This window comes from Nonomuraea jabiensis (assembly GCF_014204795.1).
GTDB lineage: Bacteria > Actinomycetota > Actinomycetes > Streptosporangiales > Streptosporangiaceae > Nonomuraea > Nonomuraea jabiensis.
In genome coordinates, this window is the sequence record NZ_JACHMB010000001.1 from 76,089 (window position 1) to 101,622 (window position 25,534).

A 25,534-nucleotide genomic window follows, 5' to 3' on the forward strand; every position below is an offset into this window, starting at 1 on the left:
GGTGAGTGAGACCTCCTTCTACGACGCCGTCGGGGGCGACGAGACCTTCCGGCGCCTCGTGCACCGTTTCTACGAGGGCGTCGCGGAAGACCCTTTGCTGCGGCCGCTCTACCCGGAGTCCGATTTCGAGGGCGCCGAAGAGCGGCTGCGGGGCTTCCTGATCCAGTACTGGGGCGGGCCCAACACCTACAGCCAGCAGCGCGGCCACCCGAGGCTGCGCATGCGGCACATGCCGTTCGTGATCGGCGAGCCGGAGCGGGACGCCTGGCTGCGGCACATGCGTGACGCGGTCGACTCGCTCGACCTGCCGGAAGAGCTGGAGACCAGGCTCTGGGACTATCTGGTCTACGCGGCCCACAGCCTGGTGAACTCCCCGACATAGCGGGCAGAACACGCCACATGGATATCCCCTGGTGGCGTGATGCCATCGTCTACGAAATCTACGTTCGCAGCTTCGCCGACGCCTCAGGAGACGGCGTCGGCGATCTGGCCGGGGTGCGCGAGCGCCTGCCGTACCTTCGGCGGCTGGGGGTCGACGCCATCTGGCTGACGCCCTTCTACCCCTCCCCCATGGCCGACGGCGGCTATGACGTGGCGAACTACCGGGGTGTCGATCCGCTGTTCGGCACGCTGGCCGACTTCGAGTCGCTGGTCGAGCAGGCGCACGAGCACGGGTTGCGGGTGCTGGTCGACATCGTGCCCAACCACAGCTCCTCCGAGCATCCCTGGTTCCAGGCGGCGCTGCGCGGCGAGCGGCGCGACCGCTACATCTTCCGCGACACCACCAACAACTGGCAGTCCACGTTCGGCGGGCCCGCGTGGACGAAGGTGGCGGACGGGCAGTACTACCTGCATCTGTTCGCCCCCGGGCAGCCCGACTTCAACTGGCGCAACCCCGAGGTGCACGCCGAGTTCCTGGACATCCTGCGGTTCTGGCTGGACCGGGGCGTCGACGGGTTCCGTATCGACGTGGCCATGGGGCTCTACAAGGCCGAGGGGCTGCCCGACGTGGGCGACCAGTCGTTCAAGTCGGTCTCGCCGGTGTGGGGGCAGCCCGAGGTGCACAACGTCTACCGCGACTGGCGGCGGCTGCTGAACGGCTATCCGGGCGAGCGGATGGCCGTGGGCGAGGTGTGGACGGACAGCTCCGAGGACCTCGCCCTCTACGTACGCCCGGACGAGCTGCACCAGAGCTTCAACTTCGCCTGGCTGCAGGCGCCGTGGTCGCCGACGGCGTTCAAGAAGGTGATCGACGACACCCTGGCCTCCGTGCCGTTCGCCACGTGGGTGCTGTCCAACCACGACGTTGTACGCCACCGCACCCGCTACGGGACCGCCGACCCCGGCACGGGGCTCGCGCGGGCCAGGGCGGCGCTGCTGACGATGCTGGCCCTGCCCGGCTCCGCCTACCTCTACCAGGGCGAGGAGCTGGGACTGCCCGAGGTGACCGACCTGCCCGACGAGGCCAGGCAGGACCCCGTCTTCTTCCAGTCGAAGGGCAAGCTGCCCGGGCGCGACGGGTGCCGGGTGCCGATCCCGTGGACGGTGGACCCGCCCTCCCACGGCTTCTCCCCCGGCGGGGTGGAGCCGTGGCTGCCGCAGCCGGCCACGTTCGCGGAGCTGAGCGTGGAGAAGCAGGAAGGGGACGCCGGCTCGACGCTGGAGTTCTACCGCCAGGCCCTGGCCTGCCGCCGTGACCTGGTCGGAACGATTCCTTATACCTTGGAGTGGCTCGACTCACCCGAGGGTGTGCTTTTCTTCTCCCGCGGCCCGCTGACCTGTGCCATCAACTGCGGGCTCCAGCCGGTACACCTGCCCGAGCACGACACCGTGCTCCTGTCGAGCGGTCCGCTCAAGGGCGACCTGCTGCCGCCCGACACCGCGGCGTGGCTCATGACTTCCTAGAACGCTCGCCGCGCCAGGGGATGACGGGCAGCGAGAGCAGCGCGCACGCCAGACCCCCCGCGAACCCCGCCCAGAACCCGGCGTGCTCGATCAGCACGCCGGCGAGCGGGGTGATGACGAGGGAGACGGTGTTCTGGATGGTGTTGTGGGTGGCCAGCACCCTGCCGGCCCAGGCGGGTCCGGCCAGCTCGCCGGCGGCGAGGTAGGCGAGCCCGTTGCCGGCCACGGTCATCACCGCGGCCAGGGCGAGCATGGCCGGTCCCAACGCGCCGCCGGTGAGCGTGCCGGTGACCAGCAGCACCAGCACGCCGAGGGTGGCGATGGTGATGAGCAGCAGGGGCCGCATGCGCAGGCCGGTCCTGTCGGACCAGCGCCCGGCCGCGATGCGCACCACCGCCCCGCCGATCGCCGCCACCCCGAACAGCTGCCCGGCCGCCACGCTGTCCCAGCCGTACAGGTGCACCAGGCAGGTCACGCCGTACGTGCTGACCACCATCTGGGGCGCCACGTGCAGGGCGCTGGTGGCGTGCACCCGCCACAGCGCGGGCTGCCGGTACGGCGTGCCCGCCGGCGCGGTGCCCGGCCCGGAGATCGTACGCGGCGGCTCGGCCAGGAAGATCGCGGCCAGCACGGCGGCCAGCAGGCTGAGGGCGGCGCAGACGGCGAGCACGCCGGGCAGGCCGTGCGCCCGCGCGACCGGCGGGAGGACGAAGGCGCCGATGGCCATGCCGAGGGTGAAGGAGACCTGGCGCACGCCCATCGCGACGCCGCGTTCGGGCGGCTCGAACCAGCGCAGCACGATCCGCCCGCCGCCGACCAGCGCTGCCGAGCCGGCCGCGCCCGCCAGGGCCAGCAGCGCGATCACCGCCCAGGTCCGGTCGACGAACGCGACCACGGCGAACAGCACCGCCGCCAGGCCCACGCCGGTGCCCAGGACCACCCGCTCGCCGTGCCGGTCGGCCAGCGCGCCCCAGGCGACCAGGGCGAACAGGATGCCGATGGCCGGGGCGTTCGCGATGATCCCCGCGACCGGCAACGAAACTTCGAAATGTCGCTGTATTTCGGGCAGGATCAGGGGCAGGCCGCCCAGTCCTAAGGTGACGCTGGTGTGCGCGTTGACGCCCAGCGCCAGCATCAACCATCGCTTCACGAGAAGCGTTTGAGGTAGGCCAGTTCGCCCTCGGTGAGCCTGCGCGGTGCCGCCCGCTCGACGTCGTAGGCGGCGAGGACCGAGGTGGCGGTCACGTACACGTCGCTGTCGTCGCGGATCTCGTACTGAATCGTGAACCGCACCGACCTGATCTCGGTCACCCACGTCTCGACCCGCACGGGCTCGGCACGGAAGCCGAGGGGGCGGCGGTAGTCGATCTCGTGGCGGGTCACCACCAGCCCTTTGAACGGCTCCTCGCCCGCGTTGTACGGATCGATGTGGAACATGCCGAAGCGGGCGTCCTCGAGGTAGTCGAGGAAGCGCACGTTGTTCACGTGATCCTGGGAGTCGATGTCGGCAAATCTCACCGTTCGGAGGTATATGTGCCGCTGGGCTTCGGAGCGTTCAACCACGTCCGCCACCGTACCCGCCCGGGTCCGGTGTCCTGGCGTCAGGTCTGTTTCTCGTGGTTGGGGGTGTCGCACGAACGGGATGGCCAAGGACCGCGTGATGACCACCGGGGGATCGATCAATTACCCAGCGTAATCATCCCTTCGTCCCGCCCACCACCAAGTCCGCGCCCACCATCCGCCCCGCCTCGCCGTTGCACGCCCACCATCCGCCCCGCCTCGCCGTTGCACGCCCACCACCCACCACTCGGCCCCCCGTCATTGCACGCCCACCACCCACCACTCAGCCCCCCGTCATTGCACGCCCGCCACCCACCACTCAGCCTGTCCCGTCGATGCACGCCCACCACCCAGCCCGCCCCGCCGTTACACGCCCACCACCCACCACCCAGCGCGCCCAATGCGCCGTCGACCCGGCCGGTTCCAGCGCGCCCGCCGCTCATCGCGCAACGCGCCCATTGCGGATCGATCAGCATCCTGGTCAACCCGAGTACAGGTTGTCCCCACACCGGTCGATCGGATCACCCCTGTTCGCCCAGGGCTCTCACATCGGGACGCCCTGATGGCCTGGCGTCCGTGCAAACCGCCTGCCGCCCCACCACAACCGGCCGCCCGCACGAGGGCGCACCTCAGCCCGGCAGCGGAATCCGTACAGAAATATGGGTCCCCTCACCCGGCGCCGCCTCGAAACTCACGGTCCCGCCAACAGACGCCATCCGTTCGATGATCGACCGCGAGATCCCCAGCCCGTCCGGCCGCTCCCCCATGTCGAACCCCGCCCAGTTGATCCAGCACGCTCAACCTCACCACGCCCGCCCGGACCTCCGCCCACACCACGGCATGCTCAACGTCGGCGTGCTTGACCACGTTCGTCAGGGCCTCGCGTAGCGCGCCGGCCAGCGCGTCCACGATCTCGCCCGGGAAGCCGCGACGCACCGGGGACCACGCCAGGCAGCCGAAACCGAACGAGCCGCGACTCACCGCAGGTCACGCCTGGAACGCGGGGATGTGCTGGCGTTCTTCCGGATCATCTACTGCTTCGTGGAATCTCGCGCCGCCCTGTCTCAGGTCCCCGTCGAACCCTGAAGGTCGAGCCCTGGAAGAACACTGCGGCCGATCGGCGCTACCTGCCCCAGCGCGCCCATCACATCGCCGGTCACCTGTCTGTCCACCACCGGACTGACCGCAGGTTCCGGCACCCCCACACCACCTGACGATCCTTACACTCGTACACCACCCGGCGGCCGGTCGACGATTCCGACGACCGGCCATGTGCGGCAGGCGATGTCACCCGCGCCCCGCCGTACACGACGAGGGTTCCCCCCGGAACGGCGGAGCGCGTGCGGATCAGCTCAGTCGCGGTGCAGCTTCCGGTACGTGACACGGTGCGGACGCGCGGCGTCGGCGCCCAGCCGCTCGATCTTGTTCTTCTCGTAGTCGGCGAAGTTGCCCTCGAACCAGAACCAGTTCGAGCCTTCCTCCCACGCCAGGATGTGGGTGGCGATGCGGTCGAGGAACCACCGGTCGTGCGAGGTGATCACCGCGCAGCCCGGGAAGTCGAGCAGCGCGTTCTCCAGCGACGACAGCGTCTCGGTGTCGAGGTCGTTGGTGGGCTCGTCGAGCAGCAGGACGTTGCCGCCCTGCTTGAGGGTGAGCGCGAGGTTGAGCCGGTTGCGCTCGCCTCCCGACAGCACCCCCGCCTTCTTCTGCTGGTCGGGCCCCTTGAAGCCGAACGCCGCGATGTACGCCCTGGACGGCATCTCCACGTTGCCGACCTTGATGTGGTCGAGCCCGTCGGAGACGACCTCCCAGACGTTCTTGTTCGGGTCGATGCCGCCGCGGCTCTGGTCCGCGTACGAGATCTTGACCGTCTCACCGACGGTGATCGAGCCGGCGTCAGGCGTCTCGCTACCGGTGATCATGCGGAACAGCGTCGTCTTGCCGACGCCGTTGGGACCGATGATGCCGACGATGCCGTTACGCGGCAGGTCGAACGTCAGCCCCTCCATCAGCAGCCGATCGCCGAAGCCCTTGGTCAGCACGTCGGACTTGATCACCGTGGTGCCCAGGCGCGGGCCCGGCGGGATCTGGATCTCTTCGAAGTCCAGCTTGCGGTACTTGTCCGCCTCAGCCGCCATCTCCTCGTACCGCTGGAGTCGGGCCTTGCTCTTGGTCTGGCGGGCCTTCGGGTTGGACCGGACCCACTCGAGCTCGTCCTCCAGGCGCTTCTTGCGCTTGACGTCCTTCTGGCCCTCGACCTTGAGGCGCTGTGCTTTGGCCTCCAGGTAGGTGGAGTAGTTGCCCTCGTACGGGTACGCGCGGCCGCGGTCGAGCTCCAGGATCCAGTTTGCGACGTTGTCGAGGAAGTAGCGGTCGTGGGTGACGGCCAGCACCGTGCCGGCGTACTTCTCCAGGTGCTGCTCCAGCCACTGCACGCTCTCGGCGTCGAGGTGGTTGGTGGGCTCGTCGAGCAGCAGCAGATCGGGGGCCTCGAGGAGCAGCTTGCACAGCGCGACCCGGCGACGCTCACCACCGGACAGCTTCGTCACGTCGGCGTCGGGCGGCGGGCAGCGCAGCGCGTCCATGGCCTGCTCGAGCTGACTGTCGAGGTCCCACGCGTTGCGGTGCTCAAGCTGGTCCTGGAGCTTGCCCATCTCCTCCAGCAGCTCGTCGCTGTAGTCGGTGGCCATCTGCTCGGCGATCTCGTTGTAGCGCTGGAGCATCGCCATCGTCTCGGCGACGCCCTCCTGCACATTGCCGAGGACGGTCTTCTCCTCGTTGAGCGGCGGCTCCTGCTGGAGCATGCCCACCGTGAAGCCCGGCATCAGTCTGGCCTCACCATTGGACGGCTGCTCCAGGCCGGCCATCATCCGGAGCAGCGTCGACTTCCCGGTGCCGTTCGGGCCGAGAACACCGATCTTGGCTCCGGGCAGGAACGACAGCGTGACGTCGTCAAGGACAACCTTGTCGCCGTGCGCCTTGCGCACGCGCTGCAGCGTATAGATGTACTCCGGCATGCCCTCTAGCTTAGGGGCTCTCCACCCAGGCTTCCGCCGCTCCTCCCAGTAAGCCCCGAAAGACCAGCCAGCACCCACCCGTCCAGGGAGCGTGGAGGAGGCGGGGATCGGACGACAGGCATGCAGACACGGTCCCGCCCCACCAGAGCCACCGGCAACCCAGTCAGGCTCAGGAGATCAGAAGTTGTGATCGCCACTGGGGAAGGGAACGCGGAGGAGGCGGGGATCGGACGACAGGCAGGCAGACACGGTCCCGCCCCGCCAGAGCCAGTGGCAACCCGAGGGGGCCCAGGAAGTCAGGCGTTGTGATCGCCACTGGGGAAGAAAACGTGGAAGGGGCGGGGACTGGACGACAGGCAGGCAGACACCGTCCTGCCCCGCCAGAGCCAGCTGCAACCCGGTGGGGCTCAGGAGGTCAGGGGTTGTGATCGTCGCTGGGGAGGGAGCGTGGAGGGGGTGGGGATTGGACGACGGGAATGCAGACGCGGTCGCGGCCCAGCTCCTTCGCCCGGTAAAGAGCCAGGTCAGCAGCTGCCAGGAGGTCGATCAGGTCGTCGCCGTGCACGCTCATCAACGCGACCCCCGTCGAAATGGTCACCCTGACGAGGGCGTCGTCGACGGGGATGGCCATGTGGCCGATGCGGGTGCGGAGGCGTTCGGCCACCTGGCGGGCCTCGTGGATGTCGGCGCCAGGCAGGAGGACCACGAACTCCTCGCCCCCGAACCGGCCCACAACGTCGTAGTCCCGCAGTTGGCTGCGCAATGTGGACGCCACTCCCACCAGCACCTGATCGCCGACCAGATGTCCGTAGGCGTCGTTGACGCGTTTGAAGTGATCGATGTCGATGATCAGGAGCGCCAGCGTTTCACCCGTCCGGCGGGCCCGGACGATTTCGGTGTCGGCCTCGCGCTGCCAGGCGGCGGCGTTCAGCAGGCCTGTCTTGGCGTCTGTGCGGGCTGCGGCCTGGAGCTGGGCGTGGAGGAGGCTGCGCTGCAGCAGCACCACCGGCGGCAGCGTCAGGATCAGCAGGGCCAGGTTGAGTCCGCAGCAGATCGAGACCGTCACGCCCAGGCAGAGCTCGACGATGTCCAGCAGCACGCTCTCCCTGTTCCACAGGACCTCCCGCCACGGCATGTCGGGGTCTGCGGTGTGCGCGGCGATGGCGATGAGGGCGATGTTGAGCAGGGAGAACAGCACCGCTGCCCCGACCGCACAAAGGATCGGCGGCCCGCTCCCCAGTGACAGCACCCAGGGGTCCTCGATCATCCAGTGGAACGCGACCGACGCCGCGCAGCCGGCCAGACCGATGGCGGCCGCGCTGAACACCCGGCGGTACAGAACGGTCGCGCGCACGCGTACCTGGAGCAGAATCTGCAGGACGATCGGCGCGAAGATGGCGTAAAGCGGCGGCAGGAGCAGCGCAACCGGCAGCCACCAGGCCGACAGCAGGTCTCGCGAGACGCCGGCGGGCATGCCCAGCCGCCGACTGGCCTCGATGCAGACCGCGCCGCAGGCCATGAGGGCGCCGAACGTGACCAGGTCCCACCATTGGAAGACCGTGGTCACCGCGAACACCATGATCGCGGCAAGGTCGAGAGCGACGATCGCACACAAATAGATCACGAGCGGGCGACGTTGCCCGAGCAACGGCCAGCGGCCGGCCAATGTTGACACACCGTCGCGAGACCCGATCGAGGCGTGACTGGTCGCCGCCATCTCGTCTCCTCCCTGACTAACGATGTGTAACACAATAATTGCGGAGTGTGCGATGTGCGATGGGAACGGATACGTTGGCAATGACTACACACAGCCTGCTCATGCCGCGAGTGGGTCGTGTTGGACAGCCGTGCCGGAAAGGAGCAGCCATGGTGCGGGGCGTGACCTGGACCTGACAGATGCTCTAGCCATCTGCCGCGGACAACACACCATCGGCCGCCCTCGGGGGTGCCAGTCAACGGGCCACGGCCGGTGCCCCCCTCCCTCTCCTTCCCTCCACCTCAGCCTTCGGCTGCTCCCTCTTCGCTCGTCTGCCTGTTCAGCGCCCTTTGTGGCTCGATTTCCGGGAGTCGCTCGCCTTCGGTTTCTCCGTTCGCCCCGCCCCGCCGCGCCGCCCACGGGTCACGTCCCGCGGCGCGGCGCCGCGCCCGCCACCATCACTTCGAGGAGCCCTCCGCTTCCGCTGCCACTTTTTGAGGGTTGGCTGTGTCGATGCCATCCGTTCGAGGGGGCTTCTTTCCGCTCGCGCGTGCGCTCGATGTCGTTGGTGCTGCGGCTTGCGGTCCCGCCGCTGGCATTCGCAGGTGCACAGGACAGCGCCGTTGGCCGGTCGGCGTCTGCCTTGGGTGTGAGGGGCACCGGGGCCGGGCGGTGCCCCCTTCGCGTGCTCCTACGCCGCTACTCGTTCCTCCAGCAAGGGCTCTTCGGCGTGGCCGTCTTCCTCGTCCACGCCTACCTTGCTCGCTGTCTCGTCGGTCTCGGGGCCCAGGAAGCGGAGCGTGTGGTCTCCCGTGCTCGGCGTGCGCTTCTTCCTGCTCGTCTCCCCTGCGGAGCCCTGGGTGTTGTCATCGCCTTCTGAGAAGCCTGCAGGGCTGGTGGCTTCTGCTGATCGCAGGGTGTCGGCCTCGGACGCCTGGGTGTGTGCCACGTCGTCCGGGCCCGAGGTGTGGGGGAAGTCGCCGTCCGTGCTGACGGTGTGGAAGGGGTTGGCTTCGGGGGTGGAGCCGGAACGGGGGAGGCTTCGGAAGCTGCGGGTGCCCATGGCCCAGTCGCGGGTCTCCTCGTCCAGGCGGTCGCGCATCTCCTTGCTCATCGAGGTGATTCCGGAACGGTCCGGCTTGGCGAAGACGCCGGTGCCCCAGCGCAGGTCGTGCCCGACGGCGCTGGCCTCTATTTCGGGCACGAAGCGGCGGTCACCTTCCGGGCCGAACTCGCGGATGCGCAACTTGCCGGAGACCACCACAGGGTGTCCTGCCCGGATGGAGGAGGCGACGTTGTCGCCCAAGGTGCGCCAGCAGCGGACCGTGAAACAGACCCTGTCGCCGTCCATCCATTGCCCTGCCTTCTTGTCGAAGTAGCGGTGTGAGGAGAACACCTTCAGCGAGGTGACCCTGCTGCCGTCATCGAAGCTGTACTGCCTCGGCTCTGCTGCGACGTTGCCGGTGAGCGTGATGTAGATGTCGTTCATCCCGTGCCTCCCATGCGGCGGGCCGGCTGCCCGCGATCTGGGATCAGGGTGCCGGGGAAGGGCTTGGTCGCGAGCTCTGGAACGGGGTTCTGTGGATAGGCGGGGCTGTATGGGTGGGCCTGTGGATGAGGGTGCTGTTGGAGGTTAGGCCGCTGTCGAGCAACTCGAAACCGAATGGCTTAGCAGGTGAGCCCGCCCAAGCGGCCGTGGGGCGCGACCCCGAACGGCCGTAGACCCGCAGGCCCGAACGGCCCGGCCGTAGACCCCGTCCGCACGACCGTAGAGCGCGTCCGGGTGGCCGTGGGATGTGGGAGTCCCGAAGGGTCATAGGACGGGTGCCGGGCGGGCGTGGGCGGTGGAGGTCGGGGGCTGGTGGGGTCTCGGGGTGTGGGTGTTCAGGGGCTGGTGGGCGCTCGGGCCGGTGGGGTGGGCACGGCGTGCATGGTGACCGGATGTCAGGAGCTGGTGGGGTGGTTGGAGCTGGTGGGGTGTGGGTGGTCAGGGGGACAGGTCGCGTAGGGCTGTGTAGAAGGCGTGGTGGCGGGTCAGTTCGCGTTCGACCGGCTCCACGACCATCGTGGTCGACACGGCTGCCACGCGGCGGCGCATTTCGCGTTCCAGGCGCTCCCGTTCCCGCGAAGCCCCCAGTTCCACGAAGTTGCGGGAGGCGATGCCCGACAGTGCTCCCAAGCCCAGCACCGACGCCATCATCAGCCCCACCCACGGCAGCGTCGCGCTGTCGCCCAGCAGTTCCAATGCCGGAGGAAGCTGTCCCGGCATCAGCAGGCCCGCGGCCAGCCAGGCCAGGCCGGCGACGAAGGCGACCACCAGGACGTACTGCCACACCTTGAGCGCGCGCCACCACCCGGGTACCCGGTCGAGCTGCGGCGCGATCTCCGTGAGGTCCTCGGTGAGGGCCTGCGGGAGCTGGCTGGAGCGGGAGCGGGCGGCCTGGTGGACGGCGGTGCGCCACACCGGGTGCATCCCCACCGACAGGCCGTCGGCGAGTGCCTGTACGGCGTTGGCGACCTCGGCCGACTGCGCGCTCACCGAGCCGGTCGTGATGCCGCGGATCTCCTCCCCGAGGTCCTGCAGGCGCAGGCTCTTGAGGGGGTCCGAGCGGAACTTCGAGAACCACCGCGGGTACGGCCAGCCCACCCAGTGGCTCGACCGCTCGGCGTAGACGTTCTCCATGGCCTCGCCCACGGCCGGTACGCCCACCGCGTCGCACAGCGCGTCCGTGAGCCCCATCCGGCGGGCCTCGTCGACCGAGGACGGCGCCGACAGGGCCTCGCCCAGCGGCATGGCCTTGCTGAGGCGCTGTTCCAGCCGGTGGAGGTCGGCCTCCAGCTTCTGGATGGCGGCGCGCCGGCGTGCCACCGCGGTCGCGATGACGCTCCTGAGGCTCTCGATGCCGCGGCCGGTGACCGCGGAGGTGGGTACGACGCTGGGATGCTCGACGCCCTCGCGGCGCAGCAGGTCGTTGAGGTCGATGACCAGCTCGGCCAGCTCTTCCTTGGTGAGCCTGTCGGCCTGGTTGAGTGCGAACACGGTCACCGCGTCATGCCCCGCCAGCTCCGTCACGTAGCGGCGGTGCGTGGACGCGTCGGCGTACTTCTGCGGGTCGAGCACCCAGACCACCAGGTCGGCCAGGCCGATGAGCCGGTCGGCCTCGGTGTCGGTGAGGGCCCTGATCGAGTCGTGGTCGGGCAGGTCGAGCAGGATCAGCCCGTGGAGCTGGCTGTCGCCCTTGTCGAGCGCGCTGGCCCGGGAGAAGCGGTGCCGCCACTGGATCTGCAGCCAGTCGAGCAGCGGGCCGGCGCCCTCCAGCCCCCAGACGCAGGCGTGCGTACGGGCGGTGGTCGGCCGGCGCACGCCGGTGGGCGACAGCTCCAGCCCCGAGATGGCGTTGAACAGCGACGACTTGCCGCTGCCGGTGCCGCCGGCCAGAGCCACGACGGTGTGCTCGGAGGACAGCTTGAGCCGATCTCCGGCCTGCGTGAGCAGCGTGTTGGCCTCGGTGAGCAGCTTCTTTTCCAGCCGCCCCGGGCCGTGCTCCACCACCTTGGTGAGCGCGGTCAACCGCGGAGCCAGCCCGGGCCTGGTCGCCATGGTGGTCATCGGGCGACCTCGAGGTTGTACGTCGCCTGGTAGAGACGGGTCGCCACGGACTCGTCCGGAATGCCCGCGGTGTCGAGGGCTTGCACGTAACGCATGGATTCCTCGTCGAACAGCATGCCGATCCTGGCCCGCAAATCGCTGAGCGCCTTGGCCCCGATGCCGCGCAGCGACTCTGCGCCGAGCAGGGCGTTGACCAGCCGGTGCGGGACCCCTTCGCCGTTGGTCCCGCTGAACATCGCGACCGTGAAGATCAACGAGAGCGCGTCGGGATCGAACGACACCAGCTTCGACACCGACCGCTTGGCCACGCCGTCGGTGCGTACGAGCTCGCTCAGGTGCTCCTGCCACGACGCGATGGCGCGACCGGCGTGACGTACGAGATTGTCGGAGGGCCTGTCGAGGCCCTCACCGAGCTTGGCGCCCAGCTCGGAACGGTGCCGCCAGCGCGCGACCACCTCCTCGGTGGCGCGGTTGGCGGCGGCGATGATGACCGCCTCGAGCCCGGCCCGGATCGCCGCCTTGAACGCCAGCACCCGCTCCGGCGCGTATTTGGCCGACCGGCCGCGTTTGCGCACCTGGAGCGAGCGCATGAGGTCGCCGGAGCCGGCGAAGTCCTGCCAGCGGGCCAGCACCTCGCCGTGCAGCAGCGAGCCGTTCTTCGACGCCTTGTCGACCTCTTTGAGCGCGCCCCGGAAGGCCGCCTCCACGTCGCTGCGCAGCTCCGTCCTGAACGCGACCTGCCCCTCCAGGTGTCTGGCCAGCGCGGGTACGCGGGTGCGGAAGCTGTTGAGCACGCCGTTGAGCGTCTCGCGTACGGCCTGGGCCCTGCGCTCTTCGTCGACCGACAGCTCAGCCAGCCAGAGCCGCAGGTCGGTGACCTCCGCGTCGGGCAGCCTGCCGTCGGTGACCTTCGCCTCGTTGATGACGAACCTGTCGATCTCGCCCAGACCGTACTCGGTGAGCATCCGTACGAAATGCTTCAGAACCACGTCGGCGGACCTGGGCTGCACCCGCGACAGCACGATCGCGAGCCGGGCGCCGCGCTCCTTGGCCAGCTTCAGCAGCTTCCAGGCGGGGGCGTCGGCGTAGCGGGCCGCCGTGGTCACGAAGATCCACAGGTCGGCGGCGTCGAGCATGCGGTGGGCGACCTCGTGGTGCTCCTCGACGACCGAGTCGATGTCGGGGGTGTCGAGCAGCGCGACGCCCTGCGGGAGCTTCTCCGTCGCGACCACGACCATGCTCCGCACCCCGGCTTCCGGGGCGGGCTTGTCGAGCCGCCGGAGACTGCCGAGCAGCTCTCCCTCCGCGAACCACTTCCGGTCCTCCGGGTGGCAGACCAGCACCGGGGTGCCGGTGGTCGGGCGGCGTACGCCGGTGCGCGAGACGTTCTTCTCGGCCAGGGTGTTGACCAGGGTGGACTTGCCGGCGCCGGTGGAGCCCGCGACCACGATCAGGGCCGGGGCGGCGCTGGTCCTGACCCTGGGGAGCACGTAGCCCTCCAGCTGGGCCAGCAGCTCGGCCTGCGTCTGCCTGGCCTCGTCCGCGCCGGGCAGGTCGAGGCCGAAGCGCAGGTCCGCGACGCTCTCCCGGAGCGTGCCGAGCGCCGCCATGAGCGCCTCGGCGGCCTCGGCGGGCAACTCCTCCCCACGGCCCGGCTTCTCGCCACGGTCTGGCTTCTCGCCACGGTCTGGCTTCTCGCCATGGCCGGGCTTCTCTCCGGTTGCCGCGCCGCCTTCGGTCTTCTCGCCCGTCGCCGACGGCTGGTCACCCTGCGGCTCAGCGCCGTCCCGCGGCTCTGCGCCGTCACGGGGCTCGTCACCGTCGCGGGACTCTGCGCCGTCACGGGGCTCTGCGCCGTCACGCGACTCCGCGCGATCATGCGGGTCCTCGCCGTCGCGGGGCCGCCGCTCGGCCTCCGGTTCGTCGCCATCCGCCGCCTCGGGCTGCGGTCGCTCGTCGTCATCCGCGCTGTCGGCCTGGTACGGCTCGTCGAGCGTCGGCTCGGCCTGCGACTGCTCATCGGCCGTATGGACGTCCTGGGGCTGCCCGTCGCCCGGCTGCGCGTCCTGGGGCTGCTCTGAGGCCAGCTGCGCGCCTTGAGGCTGCTCGTCGCCCAGCTCCGCGCCGTGAGCCTGCCCGGAGGCCAGCGCCGCGCCTTGAGGCTGCTCATCGCCCGGCTCCGCGCCGTGAGGGTGCTCGTCGCTCAGCTCCGCGCGGTGAGGCTGCCCGTTGCTCGGCTCCGCGTCCTGAGGCTCGTCGTCCTGCGTCGCCACGTCGTCCAGAGTCTGCTCGTCGAGTGACGGCGGCCCGTCCAGCGACGACGGCTCCTCGGCGCGCGCCACAGGCTCCGGCTCCCGTTCAGGCGCAGGCTCGCGCTCAGGCGCAGGCTCCCCCTCAGGCTCCGGCTCGATGTCGGAATCCTCGGCGGACGAGTCCTCCGTCGGGAAGGACGGCTGGTCGCCGCCGGACGGACGCACGCGCCGCTCCTTCCCGCCCCCCGGACCGCCCAGCGCCGCCGGCTTCACGAAGAGGGACGGCCGTTCGGCCTCCTCGGGCACGTCGTCATCGGCCGGACCCGCCTCGGCGACGGCCGGAGCGGTGGCCTCGCCGGGCTCCTCCGGCACCGGTGGCTCGGGGGAAGACGCGGCAGCCTCCCGCTCCCCCGGAGCCGCCGGCTCCGGGGACGCCGCAGGCTTCTTCCGCGCCTTCTTCGTGCCGAAGGCATCGAAGGCGTCGTCGCCCTGGACCTCTGCCAGGTCCTCGTCACTCACCGGGCGAAAGCTCAACGTCTGCTCTCCCGGTGACTCCTGCCGCCCGTCATCCATGGCCGTGTTCACGGCAAGCGCTCCGCTCGAACCATCTCGACCTCCTGGCCGACCCTCACGACGTCGCCGACGATGACGATCGCCGGCGGCCGGATCCCAGCCGCGGACACGCGGTCGGCCACGGTGGAAAGCGAAGCGGTGACCGCCCGCTGGGTCGGAAGGGTACCGTCCTGTACCACCATTGCGGGAGTCTCCGGGGGACGTCCGTCTCGGATGAGCGCTTCTGCCACCTTCGCGAGCCGCTCGACGGCCATCATCAGCACCAGCGTGCCCTGGGAACGGGCCAGGGCGGGCCAGTCGACGGTGGACTTGGGGTCGTCGGGCGCGACGTGCACGGAGATGACGTGGAACTCCTGGCTGACGCCCCGATGCGTCACCGGCACCCCGGCCGCGCCGGGCACCGCCACGGCGCTCGTGATGCCGGGGACCACCAGCACGGGAATGCCGGACCGGGCGCAGGCGATCATCTCCTCGCCGCCGCGCCCGAACACGAACGGGTCGCCGCCCTTGAGCCGGACCACGAACTTGCCCTGTCTGGCTCGATCCACGAGCAGCTCGTTGATGGTCTCCTGGGAGAGCGAGCGGCCGTAGGGGACCTTGGCGGCGTCGATCAGCTCGACGTCGGGGGCCAGCTCGTCGAGCAGGGCCCGGGGCGCGAGCCGGTCGGCGACCACCACGTCGGCCTGGGCGAGGAGCTGCCGCCCGCGCACGGTGATGAGGCCGGGGTCGCCGGGGCCGCCGCCGACGAGCGCCACGCCGACCGGTTTGGTGCGGTTGCGCCGGGCGTCGACCGTGCCGTCGCGCAGAGCCCCCACGACCGCGTCCCTGATGCCGGCGGCCCTGCGCGGGTCACCGCCCGCGGTGACGGCCACGTTGATCTCGTCGACGCGCCCGGTGGCGGGCGTCCAGGCGGCCGAGGCGTCCTTGTCGTCGGCCCGCACGCACCACACGCGTTTGGCCTCAGCCTCGGCGGCGATCGCCGTGTTGACGGACCTGTCGTCGGTGCAGGCCTGTACGAGCCAGGCACCGTCGCAGTCGCCGACCTCGTAGGGCCGGGCGTGCCAGGTGACCCTGCCGGCGGCGATCAGGTCGTCGAGCGCCGGCGTCACGCTCGGCGACACGACCGTGACCTCCGCACCGGCCTCTAGCAGCGCGGGAACCCGCCGCTGCGCGACGCGCCCGCCGCCCACGACGAGGACCCGGCGGCCGGAAAGCCGCAGGCCGAGGAGGTAGGGGCCCATGGGGGGAATCTCCCGTTCGCGAAGGTTCTGTGTTAGGACGTAAACCTACCGGCTCCGGAAGCGTCATTTGCTGCGCACTGGTCAACGACCGTCGAGAAGGGGCTGCCGCGGGTCCCAGCGCGGCCCGCCCTGAGCGTCCTTCCGGCGTCTGGCCATCGCTGAAAGCGCTTCAAGGATAACCCGGTTTCCCAGGTAGGCGGTGATGTCCGCGTGGTCGTACGGCGGCGCCACCTCGACGACCTCCATTCCGGCCACGGGCAGTTCGTAACAGATGCGACGAACGGCATCGAGCAACTGCCTGGCGGTCAGTCCCCCCGGCTCGGGCGTGCCGGTGCCGGGAGCGTGGCCGGGGTCGCAGACGTCGATGTCGACGGACAGGAAGATCTGGTCGCATTCGTCGAGCGCGATCGCGAACGACTCCGTCAGGCACTCTTCCAGCCCACGAGCCACGATCTCCGTCATTTCGTACGAACGCATGTTTTGAGCGGCCATCCAGCTCAGCGTCTCCGGCTCCGGCCAGTAACCGCGCAGCCCGATCTGCAGGAACCTGTCGCCCCGGATGGCCCCCGACTCGATGAGCCGCCGCATCGGCTGGCCGTGCCCGTAGAGGTGGCCGAACGCGATGTTCCCGGTGTCGGCGTGCGCGTCGAAGTGGATCATCGACGTACGGCCGGGCGCGTACGCCCTCGCGGTGCCGCGGGCGTCGGGCAGCGCCACCGTGTGGTCGCCCCCGAGCACCAGCGGGATCGCCCCGGAGGCGGCCACGCGGTGGACCGCCTCCTCGATCGCGGCCAGCGAGCCCTCGACGTCGCCCGAGTAGCACTCGACGTCACCGGCGTCCAGCACCCGCAGGTCGCGCAGGGCGTCCACGCGCAGCGCCAGGCTGGGTCTGGAGCCGTCGTGCGGCAGGTAGCAGGCCTGGCGCAGCGCCATCGGGCCGAACCTGGCGCCAGGGCGGTTGCTGGTGCCCCCGTCGAAGGGCGCGCCGACGATCACCACGTCGGCGCCCTCGTAGGAGGCCGGATCGTTGACGTCGCAACGGTCCACGCCCAGGAAGGTGATGTCAGGACCGTACATGGGGCCGTAACGGGACACCCCTCCATCATCACACGGTCTTTTCGGTCACTCCCGCCGAATCGAACGTCGCCACGTCGTGCATCACCCGTACGGCCGCGCAGACCACCGGATACGCCAGCAGGCCGCCCGTGCCCTCCCCCAGCCGCAGCCCCAGGTCCACCAGCGGGCGCAGCCCGAGGTGGGCGAGCGCGGCGGCATGGCCGGGCTCGGCCGAGCGGTGGCCGGCGATGCAGTGGTCGAGCGCGGCCGGGTCGAGGGCGGCGGCCACGAGGGCGGCGGCACCGGCGATGACGCCGTCGAGGATCACCGGCACGCGGGCGGCGGCGCCGCCCAGGATGAAACCCGCGATGGCCGCGTGCTCGAACCCGCCCACCGCCGCCAGGGCGCGCAGGGCGTCGCTGGGCGCGGTCAGGGCCCCCGACAGGCCGTTCGTGCGCAGGGCCGCGCGGACGATGTCCACCTTGCGGTCGAACGTCTCGTCGTCGATCCCGGTGCCCCTGCCGGTCACCTCGGCCGGGTCACGGCCGGCGAAGACGGCGATGAGGGCGGCGGAGGCGGTGGTGTTCGCGATGCCCATGTCGCCGGTGATCAGGCACCGGGCTCCCGACGCCACCAGGTCGCGGGCCACGCCGATCCCCGCCTCCAGCGCCCTGACCGCCTGGTCGACGCTCATCGCGGGGCCCTCGGACAGGTCGGCGGTGCCGTACGCGATCTTGCGGTTGACCAGGTTGGGCGCCTCGGGCAGGTCGGCGGCGACGCCCACGTCCACGACCGTCACCGACACGCCGGCCTGGGCGGCGAAGGCGTTGGCGACCGCGCCGCCGGACAGGAAGTTGGCCACCATCTGCACCGTGACCTCCTGCGGCCACGGGGTGACGCCACGCGCGTGCACGCCGTGGTCGGCGGCGAAGATGGCCAGCGCCGCGGGCTCGGGCATGGGCGGCGGGGTGGCGCCGGCGGCGCCCGCGAGGCGTACCGCGATCTCCTCGAGCGCGCCCAGCGAGCCGCGCGGCTTGGTGAGGCGGTCCTGGTACGCGCGGGCCTCGGCGATGGCTCGAGGATCCGCGGGACGGATCGCGGCGAGCGTCTCAGCGAGCACGGCAAACCTCCACTTACGGGACGAGTTGGAGCGCTTCCTCATATCGGTCGATCACGACGTCGGCCAGGGTCTCACAGTCGCCGATCACCTCGGCGCAGCGGATGTCGAGATCGGGGTGTCCCGCGCCGTACGCCAGCGCCTGGGCCCACACGCGCTCCAGCAGGCCGCCCGCGAACAGCAGGTACGGCACCACGATCACGCGCTTGGCCCCCAGACGGCGGCAGCGCTCGAGCCCGCCGGGCACCCCGGGCGGGGTGACCGACACGAACGCGGTCTCGACGGTCATGAAGTCGTAGGCGTGCGTCTCCCAGAACAGCCGGGAGACCCGGTGGATCTCGGCGTTGGCGGTCGCGTCCGTCGAGCCCTCGCCGACCAGCACGACCGCCGTCTCGCCCGGCTCGATGTGGACGGGATGGTCCTCGACGGGCAGGGAGTCGACCGCGCGGAGCCGGGGCCTGGCGCCCACGAGCTCCAGGGCGGCGCGCGGCTTGGAGATCTCCGTCGCGGCCTCGTTCAGCCGCTCGGCCAGCAGCCCCAGGACGCGGGGGTCGGGGCCGAGGGGACGGCCGTAGTCGTACATGAGCGTCGGATGCCGCTTCTGCTCCAGCTCCATCGCGGCCGGGAACTCCTCGCTCATCCTGCTGAGGCTCATCGGCAGCGCCACCAGCCGGTGGTGGCCCCGGGCGACCAGGGAGGCGACGGAGTCGCTCAGCCGCGGAGAGGCACGTTCCAGATAGCCGCCGGACACGTCGGCGCCTGTCTGGTCCAGCCGGCAGCGCAGCCGGTGTACGAACCTGCCGAACTCCGCGGCGTAGGCGTCATCCTGGGAGCCCTGCCCGATCAGCAGGAGCGGCGGCTTCATTGTGAGGGAATCTCCGGTGCGTTAGACAAAGACACGCGAGGATAACCGATGCGCCCCGGTAGGGAACAGGTCACGCTGTGTGCGCGGGCGTCGCATGCACGACGAACACGGGGTCGGAGGCGGTCAGACGGTGTGATCCGTCGGGGTCGAGCGTCAGTCTCGAGGCCAGGATCTGGGTGCCCTCGCCGCGGTAGCCGTGCTCGCGCAGCCGTTCGAGAACGGCCGTGACCTGCTCGACCTTCCTGAGCGAGCACACCAGCGTGCGCGGGCCGCGGGCGGCGCAGGCCACGACGACGTCAGGACCGCCGCCGCCCACGTAGACGGCGTCGGGGTCGGGCAGCGGCTCCAGCGCCGGCGGCGCCTGGCCCCTGGTCAGAGCCACTTTGACGCCGTGTTCGAGCACGTTGGCCCGCAGCCGGGCGCAGGACTCCTCCTCGCGCTCCACGGCGACGACGGCGGCGCCCATCCGCGCGCACTCGACGGCGATCTCGCCCTCGCCCGCGCCGACGTCCCAGACCAGGTCCCCGAGCCGCGGGCCCAGCTTGGCCAGGATGAACGCCCGCACCTCCGGCGGCAGCGCCCCCTCGAACGGCAGCGCCCACTCGGCCGGGCCCGGCTGGGCGCCCGCCAGCCAGCCCGGCTCCTTGGGCTGGTGCAGCGGGTCGATGACGAGGACCACGTCGGGGTCCTTCCACGGCCTGGTCGTGGCCTCGCCCATGCGGCTGTGCGTGACCCGCTCGTCGGGACCGCCGAGGTCCTCGCAGACGATCAGCGCGCGGGGCGTGGTCGGCGCCAGCTCCCTGGCGATCTCGCCGGGGCCGACGCCGGGCGCGACCAGCAGCGCCACCTTGGGATGGGCCCGGCAGGCGTTCACGACCCGGTCGATCTGGCCCGGGCCGGACGGAGCCACGACCAGCGCGTCCTCCCAGTTGATCCCCGCGCAGGCGAAGGCGCGGGTGATCAGCGAGATCGCCGGCACCACCTCCGGATTGAGGCCATGGGCCCGCAACGTGCGGACGACGCCGAAGAATCCGGGATCGCCCTCGGCCACCACGACCGCGGGACCTTCTCCGTGTTCGAGGTGATCGTCCAGAACGTCGAGCAGCGCGCCGTCGGCCACCGTCGGCGCGGAGAGCTTGAGCTGCCCGAGGACGGCGTCGGGCCCCACGACGAGCCGCGCCTCGCGGAGCTTGTCCACCGCCTTGGCCGAGAACTCGTGCCCGTCCCACCCGACCACCGTGATCATCACGCCTCACCGTCCTCATCTCAAGGGTGACGGCTGCGACCGGGTTTCACAAAGGGTACGAAGGTCAGTCCGGTGTGCCCTCAGGCCAGGTCGGACGGGATGAGGCTGTAGACGATCACGTCCTGGCCGCCCAGCGAGGACCTGGCGACGCCTTCGCGGACGAAGCCCGACTTCTCCGCCACCCGCTGGGAGGCCGTGTTCGTCGCGAGGGCGCGCAGCTGCAGCCTTCTGAAGCCCTGCCGCTCGAACAGCCAGCGCGCGATCGCCACCACGGCCTCGCCCGCGTACCCGTTGCCGCGGGCCCACGGCGCGGTCATGTAGCCGATCTCGGCCGACCTGTGGGTCCAGTCGACGTCCCGCAGGTCCACGTTCACGGCGAACCGCCCGCTCTCCCGCTCCACGACCGTCCAGGTGATGCCCGTGCCCCTCATCCGGATCCGTTCGGCCGTGCCGACGGATGCCCGCGCGTGCTCCTGCGTGTAGTCGCGCGGATAGCCCGTCATGGCCTGGGTGACCGGGTCGGCGACGGTGGCGGCCAGGTCGGGCGCGTCCTCGGCGGTCGGCTGGCGCAGCAGCAGCCGCTGGGTACGCAGCTCCGTCCTGGGCAGAGCGTCGGCCGGCCGGCGGCGGTCATAGGCCAGCAGGCCGAAGATGACCAGATCGTGCGGCCCGTCCTCGTCCAGCACCGCGTCGCGCAGCAGGCCTTCCCAGGTGAAGCCGGCTTTCAGCGCCACGCGGAGCGAGGCGAGGTTGTCCAGCTTGGCGGTCAGGTCGACCCGGCGCAGCCCGACGGTCTCGAACGCCCAGCTCACCAGCCCGCGCACGGCCTCGGTGGCGAAGCCGCGGCCCCGGTAGAGGGGGTGGACGCCGTACCCGACCTCGGTCGTCCCCGCGGTCCACGAGGTCTTGAACAGGCTGATCGCGCCCACGATGACGCCCTCGGCGTCGGCCATGGCCAGATGCAGGCCCTGCCCCGAGCGGCGCAGCTCGTGGACCCCGATCGAGAGCCACCGGGGGATGCCGGAGGTCTTCTCGGGGGCGCCGGGCGGGAGGAACCGGACGCCGGACCGCACGATGGTGCGGATCCTGGCGGAGTCCTTGAGGCTGAACGGCCGCAGTGTCAGCCGTTCCGTGGCGATGCTCACGTCAGCGTCGAACACGTCGGCAGGGTACACACTCGCGATGTTTGCCCATGAAAGCGGGGGTAGGGGCGCAATTGAGAGGAGTGACGTGACTATGGAGCAACGTGGGAGCGACAAGCACGGTCCTCGGCTGGACGACCAGCAGAAGCACGAGACCGAGGGCATGGTACGCGGCGGCGGATCGACGCACGCCGAGGAGTGGAAGGAGCCCGAGGCCATGCCGGGTCCCGGCGAGGAGTCGTCGAAGTCGTACCCGCCGGGTCACGAGCCCGGCACGCCGTCCGGCATCACGCAGGAGGGCGTCGACATCCGCAGCGACCTCGCGAAATGGCTGAGCGACGCGCACTGGCCCGCGGGCCACGACGATCTGGTGCGGCACGCCGACAGCGCGGGCGCGCCGGACCGGGTGGTGGACATGGTGCGATCCCTCCCGGACCGCCAATACCGGAACGTGGCCGACGTGGCCAAGGCGCTCGGGCTCGGCGTGGAGAAGCGGAGGTGGTGAACGGTGCGGCTCGACTTCATCCGCCCGCTGTACGAGCGGCAGGGCCCGTACGCGTCCGTCTACCTGGGCGCGTACACCGGGCAGGAACGTGAGGCCCACTGGCGCGGCGTGCGGGACCCGCTCGAGAAGGACGGGGCCGACAAGGCCACCCTGGAGGCCCTCGACGAGGCGGCCCTGCGGCCGGTGGCCGGGCTGGCGATGTTCGCCTCCCGCGGCGACGTGGTGCTGGCCGACTCGCTCCCGAAGCCGCCGGGGGAAGTGGGCAGGTGGTCTCCGCTGCCGCACGTCACGCCCATGCTCATGTACCGCGGCGAGAACGTCCCGCACATCCGGGTCATCGTGGACCACGCGGGCGCCGAGCTGACGGTGTTCGGCGGCGGGTCGCCGCGCCGGGCCGTCGTGGAGGCGGAGGACTGGCCGCTGCAGAAGACCGCGCAGGGCGGCTGGTCGCAGAAGCGGTACGAGCGGGCGGTGGACGAGACCTGGGAGAAGAACGCCGTCGCCGTCGCGCACGAGATCGACGAGCAGGTACGCCGCATCGGCCCGGAGCTCATCCTGGTCGCCGGCGAGCCGAAGTCGCGCTCGTACCTCCTGCACCACCTCAACACCAAGTCCGCGGACCGGGTGATGATGGTCGAGCACGGCAGCCGCGCCGACCACGGGCAGTTCGAGGAGGACGTGGAGCGGGCGCTCGACCAGTGGCTCGACCGCAAGCGCGCCGAGCTGCTGGGGCGCCACCAGGAGACGTCCGGCCCCACCGGGGTGGCCCGCGTGGCACACGCGCTGCGCGAGGGCCGCGTGCAGGCGATCCTCGTGCCCGGCGAGCTGCCGCGGGAGATCTGGATCGGCGCGGGCGGCACCCAGCTGGCCACCGATCCGCAGGAGCTGCGGCGCTGGGGCGTCGACGAGCCCGTCAAGGAGCGCGCGGACTCCGCCCTGGCCAGGGCCGCCGCGATGACGGACGCGGAGCTGTGGTTCTGCGACGGCCTCTCCGACGTGGCGGCCGTGCTCAGGTACTGATGATCACCTCGAGGGTCCTGGGGCCGTGCACGCCCTCGACCCGGTTCAGCTCGATGTCGCTGGTGGCCGAGGGGCCGCTGATCCAGGTGAGCGGGCGCGCCGGGTCGAGCCTGGCGATCGCCTCGGGCACCCCGGCCACGATCTGGTCGGCCCGCACCACGCACAGGTGGTAGTCGGGGACCAGCGTCTGGGCGCGCGTGCCCTGGCCGGGGCCGTGGTCGAGCACGATGGTGCCGGTCTCGGCGATGGCCACGGCGCAGGACGTGATCACGCCGTCGGCCGTGTCGAGGTCGGCCCAGCCGCCCTCCCGGTCGAAGCCGTCGGGGACGACCATGCGACGTCCCGCGACGGCTTCGTCGATCTTGGCGGGCACCTCGGCGGCCGGCAGCACGTGCACGATGGCCCGGTAGTCGTCCACCCGCTCGGCGAACAGCCCCACGATGTCCTCGACCTGCTGCGCCGTGCGGTAGTGGCGGGGGATCTCGACGTCCGCCGCCCCGGACACGGCCTTGCCGATCCTGGCGAGGATCTCCTCACGCGCGCTCATTCCGCTCCCACCAGTCTCTGAAGGATTCTTCCGGAATCTCGGGTATGTCCCTGGTGTCCGTCCAGGCCGACATCGGCCCCGGCAGGCGCTTCGGTACGAGCCCCCGCAGGCGGGTCGCCGCCCGCTGGGCCTTGGCCAGGCGTTCGTGGTCGTTGAGGATCCAGCCCGCGACCTTCATCCCGGCCCGCTCGGCGGCCGCGTGCGGGGCCTTGGCACGCAGGTCGACCAGGACCTCGGGGATGTCGATGGCGACCGGGCAGACCTCGTAGCAGGCGCCGCACAGGCTGGAGGCGTACGGCAGGGAGGCGTCCAGGTCCGACGACATGCCGCGCAGCTGCGGGGTGAGGATCGCGCCGATGGGGCCCGGGTAGACCGAGCCGTACGCGTGGCCGCCCGCGCGCTCGTACACCGGGCACACGTTCAGGCAGGCCGAGCAGCGGATGCAGCGCAGCGCCTGGCGGCCCACCTCGTCGGCGAGCACGTCCGTGCGGCCGTTGTCCAGCAGCACCAAGTGGAAGTCCTGGCCCTCGACGGCGCCCGTCCACATGCTCGTGTAGGGATTCATCCGCTCGCCCGTGGAGCTTCTCGGCAGGAGCTGGAGGAACACCTCCAGATCCCGCCAGGAGGGCAGGAGCTTCTCGATGCCGACGACGCTGATGAGGGTCTCCGGGAGCGTCAGGCACATCCGGCCGTTGCCCTCCGACTCCAGGACGACGAGGGTGCCGGTCTCGGCGATCATGAAGTTGGCGCCGGAGATCGCGACCTTGCTCTTGAGGAAGCGTTCGCGCAGGTGGAGCCGGGCCGCCTCGGCCAGGGCGGGCGGGTCGTCGGTCAGGTTCGGCGGGACCTTGGGCATCTTCTCCAGGAAGATCTCGCGGATCTCCGACCGGTTGCGGTGGATGGCCGGGACCAGGATGTGGCTGGGGAAGTCGTCGCCGAGCTGGACGATCAGCTCGGCCAGGTCCGTCTCGTACGCGGTGATGCCCTGCGCGGCCAGCGCCTGGTTGAGCTCGATCTCCTGGGTGGCCATCGACTTGACCTTGACCACCTCGGTCTCGCCGGTGGCCTTGATCAGGCTCGCGACGATGGCGTTGGCCTCGGCGGCGTCCCTGGCCCAGTGGACGGTGCCGCCCGCCCGGGTCACGGCCGCTTCGAGCTGGATCAGGTAGCGGTCGAGGTTGCGGAGGGTGTGATCCTTGATCGCCTTGCCGGCCGCGCGGAGCTCCTGCCAGTCGGGGAGCTCGCCGACGACGTTCGCGCGCTTGCCGCGGATTGTGTGCGTGGCTTTGCGGAGGTTGTAGCGAAGCTGCGAGTCCTGTACGGCTTTAGCAGCATTTTTCGGGAAATTTCCGGGCATTCCGAGGAAAGTCGCGCTCACTGGTCCTCCTCCGTCGATGCGAGGATCTCGGCCAGGTGCATCGTCCTGACGCCGGTCTTCTGGCGGCTCAGCGTGCCGCCGATGTGCATCAGGCACGAGTTGTCCGCCGCACAGAGCACCTCGGCGCCCGTGTCCAGGATGCTGCGGGTCTTGTCGGCGCCCATGGCCGCGGAGACGGCCGGGTTCTTGACCGCGAACGTGCCGCCGAAGCCGCAGCACTCCTCGGCTCCCGGCAGCGGGACCAGTTCCAGGCCGCGGACGTTCCGCAGCAGCCTGGTGGGCCGGTCGCCCAGGTGGAGGCCGCGGAGCGAGTGGCACGTCGGGTGATATGTCACCCGGTGCGGGAAATATGCGCCTACGTCGTCGACCTTCAGGACGTCCAGCAGGAACTCGGACAGCTCGTACACCTTCGGCGCCACCTCCGCGATGGCCGCCGCTCCCCTGCTGCCCGGCTTGGCCAGCTTCGGGTACTGCTCGCGCACCATGGCCGCGCACGACCCCGACGGCGCCACGACGGCGTCGTACCCGGCGAACACCTCGGTGAAGTGGCGGGCCAGCCGCACGCCCTCCTCCCGGTAGCCGGTGTTGACGTGCATCTGGCCGCAGCACGTCTGGGCGGCAGGAAAGTCCACGTCGCACCCGAGCCTGCGCAGGAGCGACACGACGGCCTTGCCGGTGCCGGGGAAGAGCGTGTCGTTCACGCACGTGATGAACAGGGCGACTCGCACGGCTCTCCTTCCACAATATGGTCCGACCACAGTATGGTCAGACCATACCGAACCACATCCTTTCCAGCCACCACCG

General features: G+C 70.6%; 20 protein-coding genes. 4 read left to right on the forward strand and 16 right to left on the reverse strand.

Annotation, left to right across the window (positions count from 1 at the left end; genetic code table 11):
* Position 1: 1 nt before the first annotated feature.
* Both HD596_RS00375 and HD596_RS00380 read left to right on the forward strand, forming a co-directional pair.
* Complete coding sequence (locus tag HD596_RS00375) at positions 2 to 382, forward strand: globin (RefSeq protein WP_185067323.1); 381 nt, start codon at positions 2 to 4, stop codon at positions 380 to 382.
* Positions 383 to 399: 17 nt separating this feature from the next.
* Positions 400 to 1,905, forward strand: coding sequence for a glycoside hydrolase family 13 protein (locus tag HD596_RS00380; protein ID WP_185067324.1), 1,506 nt, complete (start codon positions 400 to 402; stop codon positions 1,903 to 1,905).
* On the opposite strand, the gene HD596_RS00385 is transcribed toward HD596_RS00380, so the two are convergent.
* From HD596_RS00385 to HD596_RS00445, 13 genes are all read right to left on the reverse strand, one after another.
* Positions 1,892 to 3,055: an MFS transporter gene (locus HD596_RS00385; RefSeq protein ID WP_185067325.1), complete on the reverse strand. Its 1,164-nt coding sequence runs from the start codon at positions 3,053 to 3,055 to the stop codon at positions 1,892 to 1,894. The genes HD596_RS00380 and HD596_RS00385 overlap by 14 nt on opposite strands.
* Entirely contained in the window at positions 3,052 to 3,423 is a 372-nt protein-coding gene (locus HD596_RS00390; RefSeq protein ID WP_364839229.1) for an acyl-CoA thioesterase, read from the reverse strand. The genes HD596_RS00385 and HD596_RS00390 overlap by 4 nt, the downstream gene beginning before the upstream one ends.
* A gap of 1,394 nt (positions 3,424 to 4,817) precedes the next feature.
* On the reverse strand, positions 4,818 to 6,482 hold the full coding sequence (gene ettA / locus HD596_RS00395; RefSeq protein ID WP_185067327.1) for an energy-dependent translational throttle protein EttA: 1,665 nt from the start codon (positions 6,480 to 6,482) through the stop codon (positions 4,818 to 4,820).
* Between the two features lie 415 nt (positions 6,483 to 6,897).
* A complete protein-coding gene (locus HD596_RS00400) occupies positions 6,898 to 8,280 on the reverse strand; it encodes a GGDEF domain-containing protein (protein ID WP_246554039.1) in 1,383 nt (460 codons plus the stop codon).
* 589 nt (positions 8,281 to 8,869) lie between these two features.
* Positions 8,870 to 9,667 (reverse strand): single-stranded DNA-binding protein, encoded by a 798-nt coding sequence (locus HD596_RS00405; RefSeq protein ID WP_185067328.1) that lies wholly within the window; start codon positions 9,665 to 9,667, stop codon positions 8,870 to 8,872.
* Positions 9,668 to 10,165: 498 nt separating this feature from the next.
* Complete coding sequence (locus HD596_RS00410; RefSeq protein ID WP_185067329.1) at positions 10,166 to 11,788, reverse strand: YfjP family GTPase; 1,623 nt, start codon at positions 11,786 to 11,788, stop codon at positions 10,166 to 10,168.
* Entirely contained in the window at positions 11,785 to 14,559 is a 2,775-nt protein-coding gene (locus HD596_RS64545; RefSeq protein WP_313042076.1) for a dynamin family protein, read from the reverse strand. Before HD596_RS64545 ends, HD596_RS00410 begins: the two co-directional genes overlap by 4 nt.
* A gap of 62 nt (positions 14,560 to 14,621) precedes the next feature.
* The gene (gene cobA, locus HD596_RS00420; protein WP_185067330.1) at positions 14,622 to 15,854 is read right to left on the reverse strand and encodes a uroporphyrinogen-III C-methyltransferase; all 1,233 of its coding nucleotides are present in this window, start codon (positions 15,852 to 15,854) and stop codon (positions 14,622 to 14,624) included.
* Between the two features lie 81 nt (positions 15,855 to 15,935).
* Positions 15,936 to 16,949, reverse strand: a complete 1,014-nt coding sequence (gene speB, locus HD596_RS00425) for an agmatinase (protein WP_185067331.1) — start codon at positions 16,947 to 16,949, stop codon at positions 15,936 to 15,938.
* A gap of 10 nt (positions 16,950 to 16,959) precedes the next feature.
* The gene (cobT, locus tag HD596_RS00430; RefSeq protein ID WP_313042077.1) at positions 16,960 to 18,030 is read right to left on the reverse strand and encodes a nicotinate-nucleotide--dimethylbenzimidazole phosphoribosyltransferase; all 1,071 of its coding nucleotides are present in this window, start codon (positions 18,028 to 18,030) and stop codon (positions 16,960 to 16,962) included.
* Between the two features lie 13 nt (positions 18,031 to 18,043).
* Positions 18,044 to 18,892: a sirohydrochlorin chelatase gene (locus HD596_RS00435; RefSeq protein ID WP_185067333.1), complete on the reverse strand. Its 849-nt coding sequence runs from the start codon at positions 18,890 to 18,892 to the stop codon at positions 18,044 to 18,046.
* A 70-nt stretch (positions 18,893 to 18,962) separates the two neighbouring features.
* Positions 18,963 to 20,138 (reverse strand): bifunctional cobalt-precorrin-7 (C(5))-methyltransferase/cobalt-precorrin-6B (C(15))-methyltransferase, encoded by a 1,176-nt coding sequence (locus HD596_RS00440; protein ID WP_185078211.1) that lies wholly within the window; start codon positions 20,136 to 20,138, stop codon positions 18,963 to 18,965.
* 80 nt (positions 20,139 to 20,218) lie between these two features.
* A complete protein-coding gene (locus HD596_RS00445; protein ID WP_185067334.1) occupies positions 20,219 to 21,298 on the reverse strand; it encodes a GNAT family N-acetyltransferase in 1,080 nt (359 codons plus the stop codon).
* Between the two features lie 76 nt (positions 21,299 to 21,374).
* Here HD596_RS00445 and HD596_RS00450 point away from each other — a divergent pair, with 76 nt between their 5' ends.
* Complete coding sequence (locus HD596_RS00450) at positions 21,375 to 21,785, forward strand: DUF2795 domain-containing protein (RefSeq protein WP_185067335.1); 411 nt, start codon at positions 21,375 to 21,377, stop codon at positions 21,783 to 21,785.
* A 3-nt stretch (positions 21,786 to 21,788) separates the two neighbouring features.
* Positions 21,789 to 22,805, forward strand: coding sequence for a baeRF2 domain-containing protein (locus tag HD596_RS00455; protein ID WP_185067336.1), 1,017 nt, complete (start codon positions 21,789 to 21,791; stop codon positions 22,803 to 22,805).
* Here HD596_RS00455 and HD596_RS00460 read toward each other — a convergent pair.
* Genes HD596_RS00460 through HD596_RS00470 form a run of 3 tightly spaced genes read right to left on the reverse strand, consistent with a single transcriptional unit; the run spans position 22,795 to position 25,458 of the window.
* A complete protein-coding gene (locus tag HD596_RS00460) occupies positions 22,795 to 23,352 on the reverse strand; it encodes a LutC/YkgG family protein (RefSeq protein WP_185067337.1) in 558 nt (185 codons plus the stop codon). The two genes, HD596_RS00455 and HD596_RS00460, sit on opposite strands and share 11 nt — an antisense overlap.
* Positions 23,339 to 24,730, reverse strand: a complete 1,392-nt coding sequence (locus HD596_RS00465) for a lactate utilization protein B (protein ID WP_185067338.1) — start codon at positions 24,728 to 24,730, stop codon at positions 23,339 to 23,341. Before HD596_RS00465 ends, HD596_RS00460 begins: the two co-directional genes overlap by 14 nt.
* Positions 24,727 to 25,458 carry a (Fe-S)-binding protein gene (locus HD596_RS00470; protein ID WP_185067339.1) on the reverse strand — a complete coding sequence of 244 codons (732 nt, stop codon included), beginning with the start codon at positions 25,456 to 25,458 and terminating at the stop codon, positions 24,727 to 24,729. The genes HD596_RS00465 and HD596_RS00470 overlap by 4 nt, the downstream gene beginning before the upstream one ends.
* Positions 25,459 to 25,534 lie beyond the last annotated feature (76 nt).

Coding starts and splice junctions, on each gene's coding strand:
- HD596_RS00380 (WP_185067324.1), top strand. CDS start 400: ATGGATATCCCCTGGTGGCGTGATGCCATCGTCTACGAAATCTACGTT.
- HD596_RS00435 (WP_185067333.1), bottom strand. CDS start 18,892: ATGAAGCCGCCGCTCCTGCTGATCGGGCAGGGCTCCCAGGATGACGCC.
- ettA (WP_185067327.1), bottom strand. CDS start 6,482: ATGCCGGAGTACATCTATACGCTGCAGCGCGTGCGCAAGGCGCACGGC.
- HD596_RS00405 (WP_185067328.1), bottom strand. CDS start 9,667: ATGAACGACATCTACATCACGCTCACCGGCAACGTCGCAGCAGAGCCG.
- HD596_RS00460 (WP_185067337.1), bottom strand. CDS start 23,352: ATGAGCGCGCGTGAGGAGATCCTCGCCAGGATCGGCAAGGCCGTGTCC.
- HD596_RS00410 (WP_185067329.1), bottom strand. CDS start 11,788: ATGACCACCATGGCGACCAGGCCCGGGCTGGCTCCGCGGTTGACCGCG.
- cobA (WP_185067330.1), bottom strand. CDS start 15,854: ATGGGCCCCTACCTCCTCGGCCTGCGGCTTTCCGGCCGCCGGGTCCTC.
- HD596_RS00440 (WP_185078211.1), bottom strand. CDS start 20,138: ATGATCACGGTGGTCGGGTGGGACGGGCACGAGTTCTCGGCCAAGGCG.
- HD596_RS00450 (WP_185067335.1), top strand. CDS start 21,375: ATGGAGCAACGTGGGAGCGACAAGCACGGTCCTCGGCTGGACGACCAG.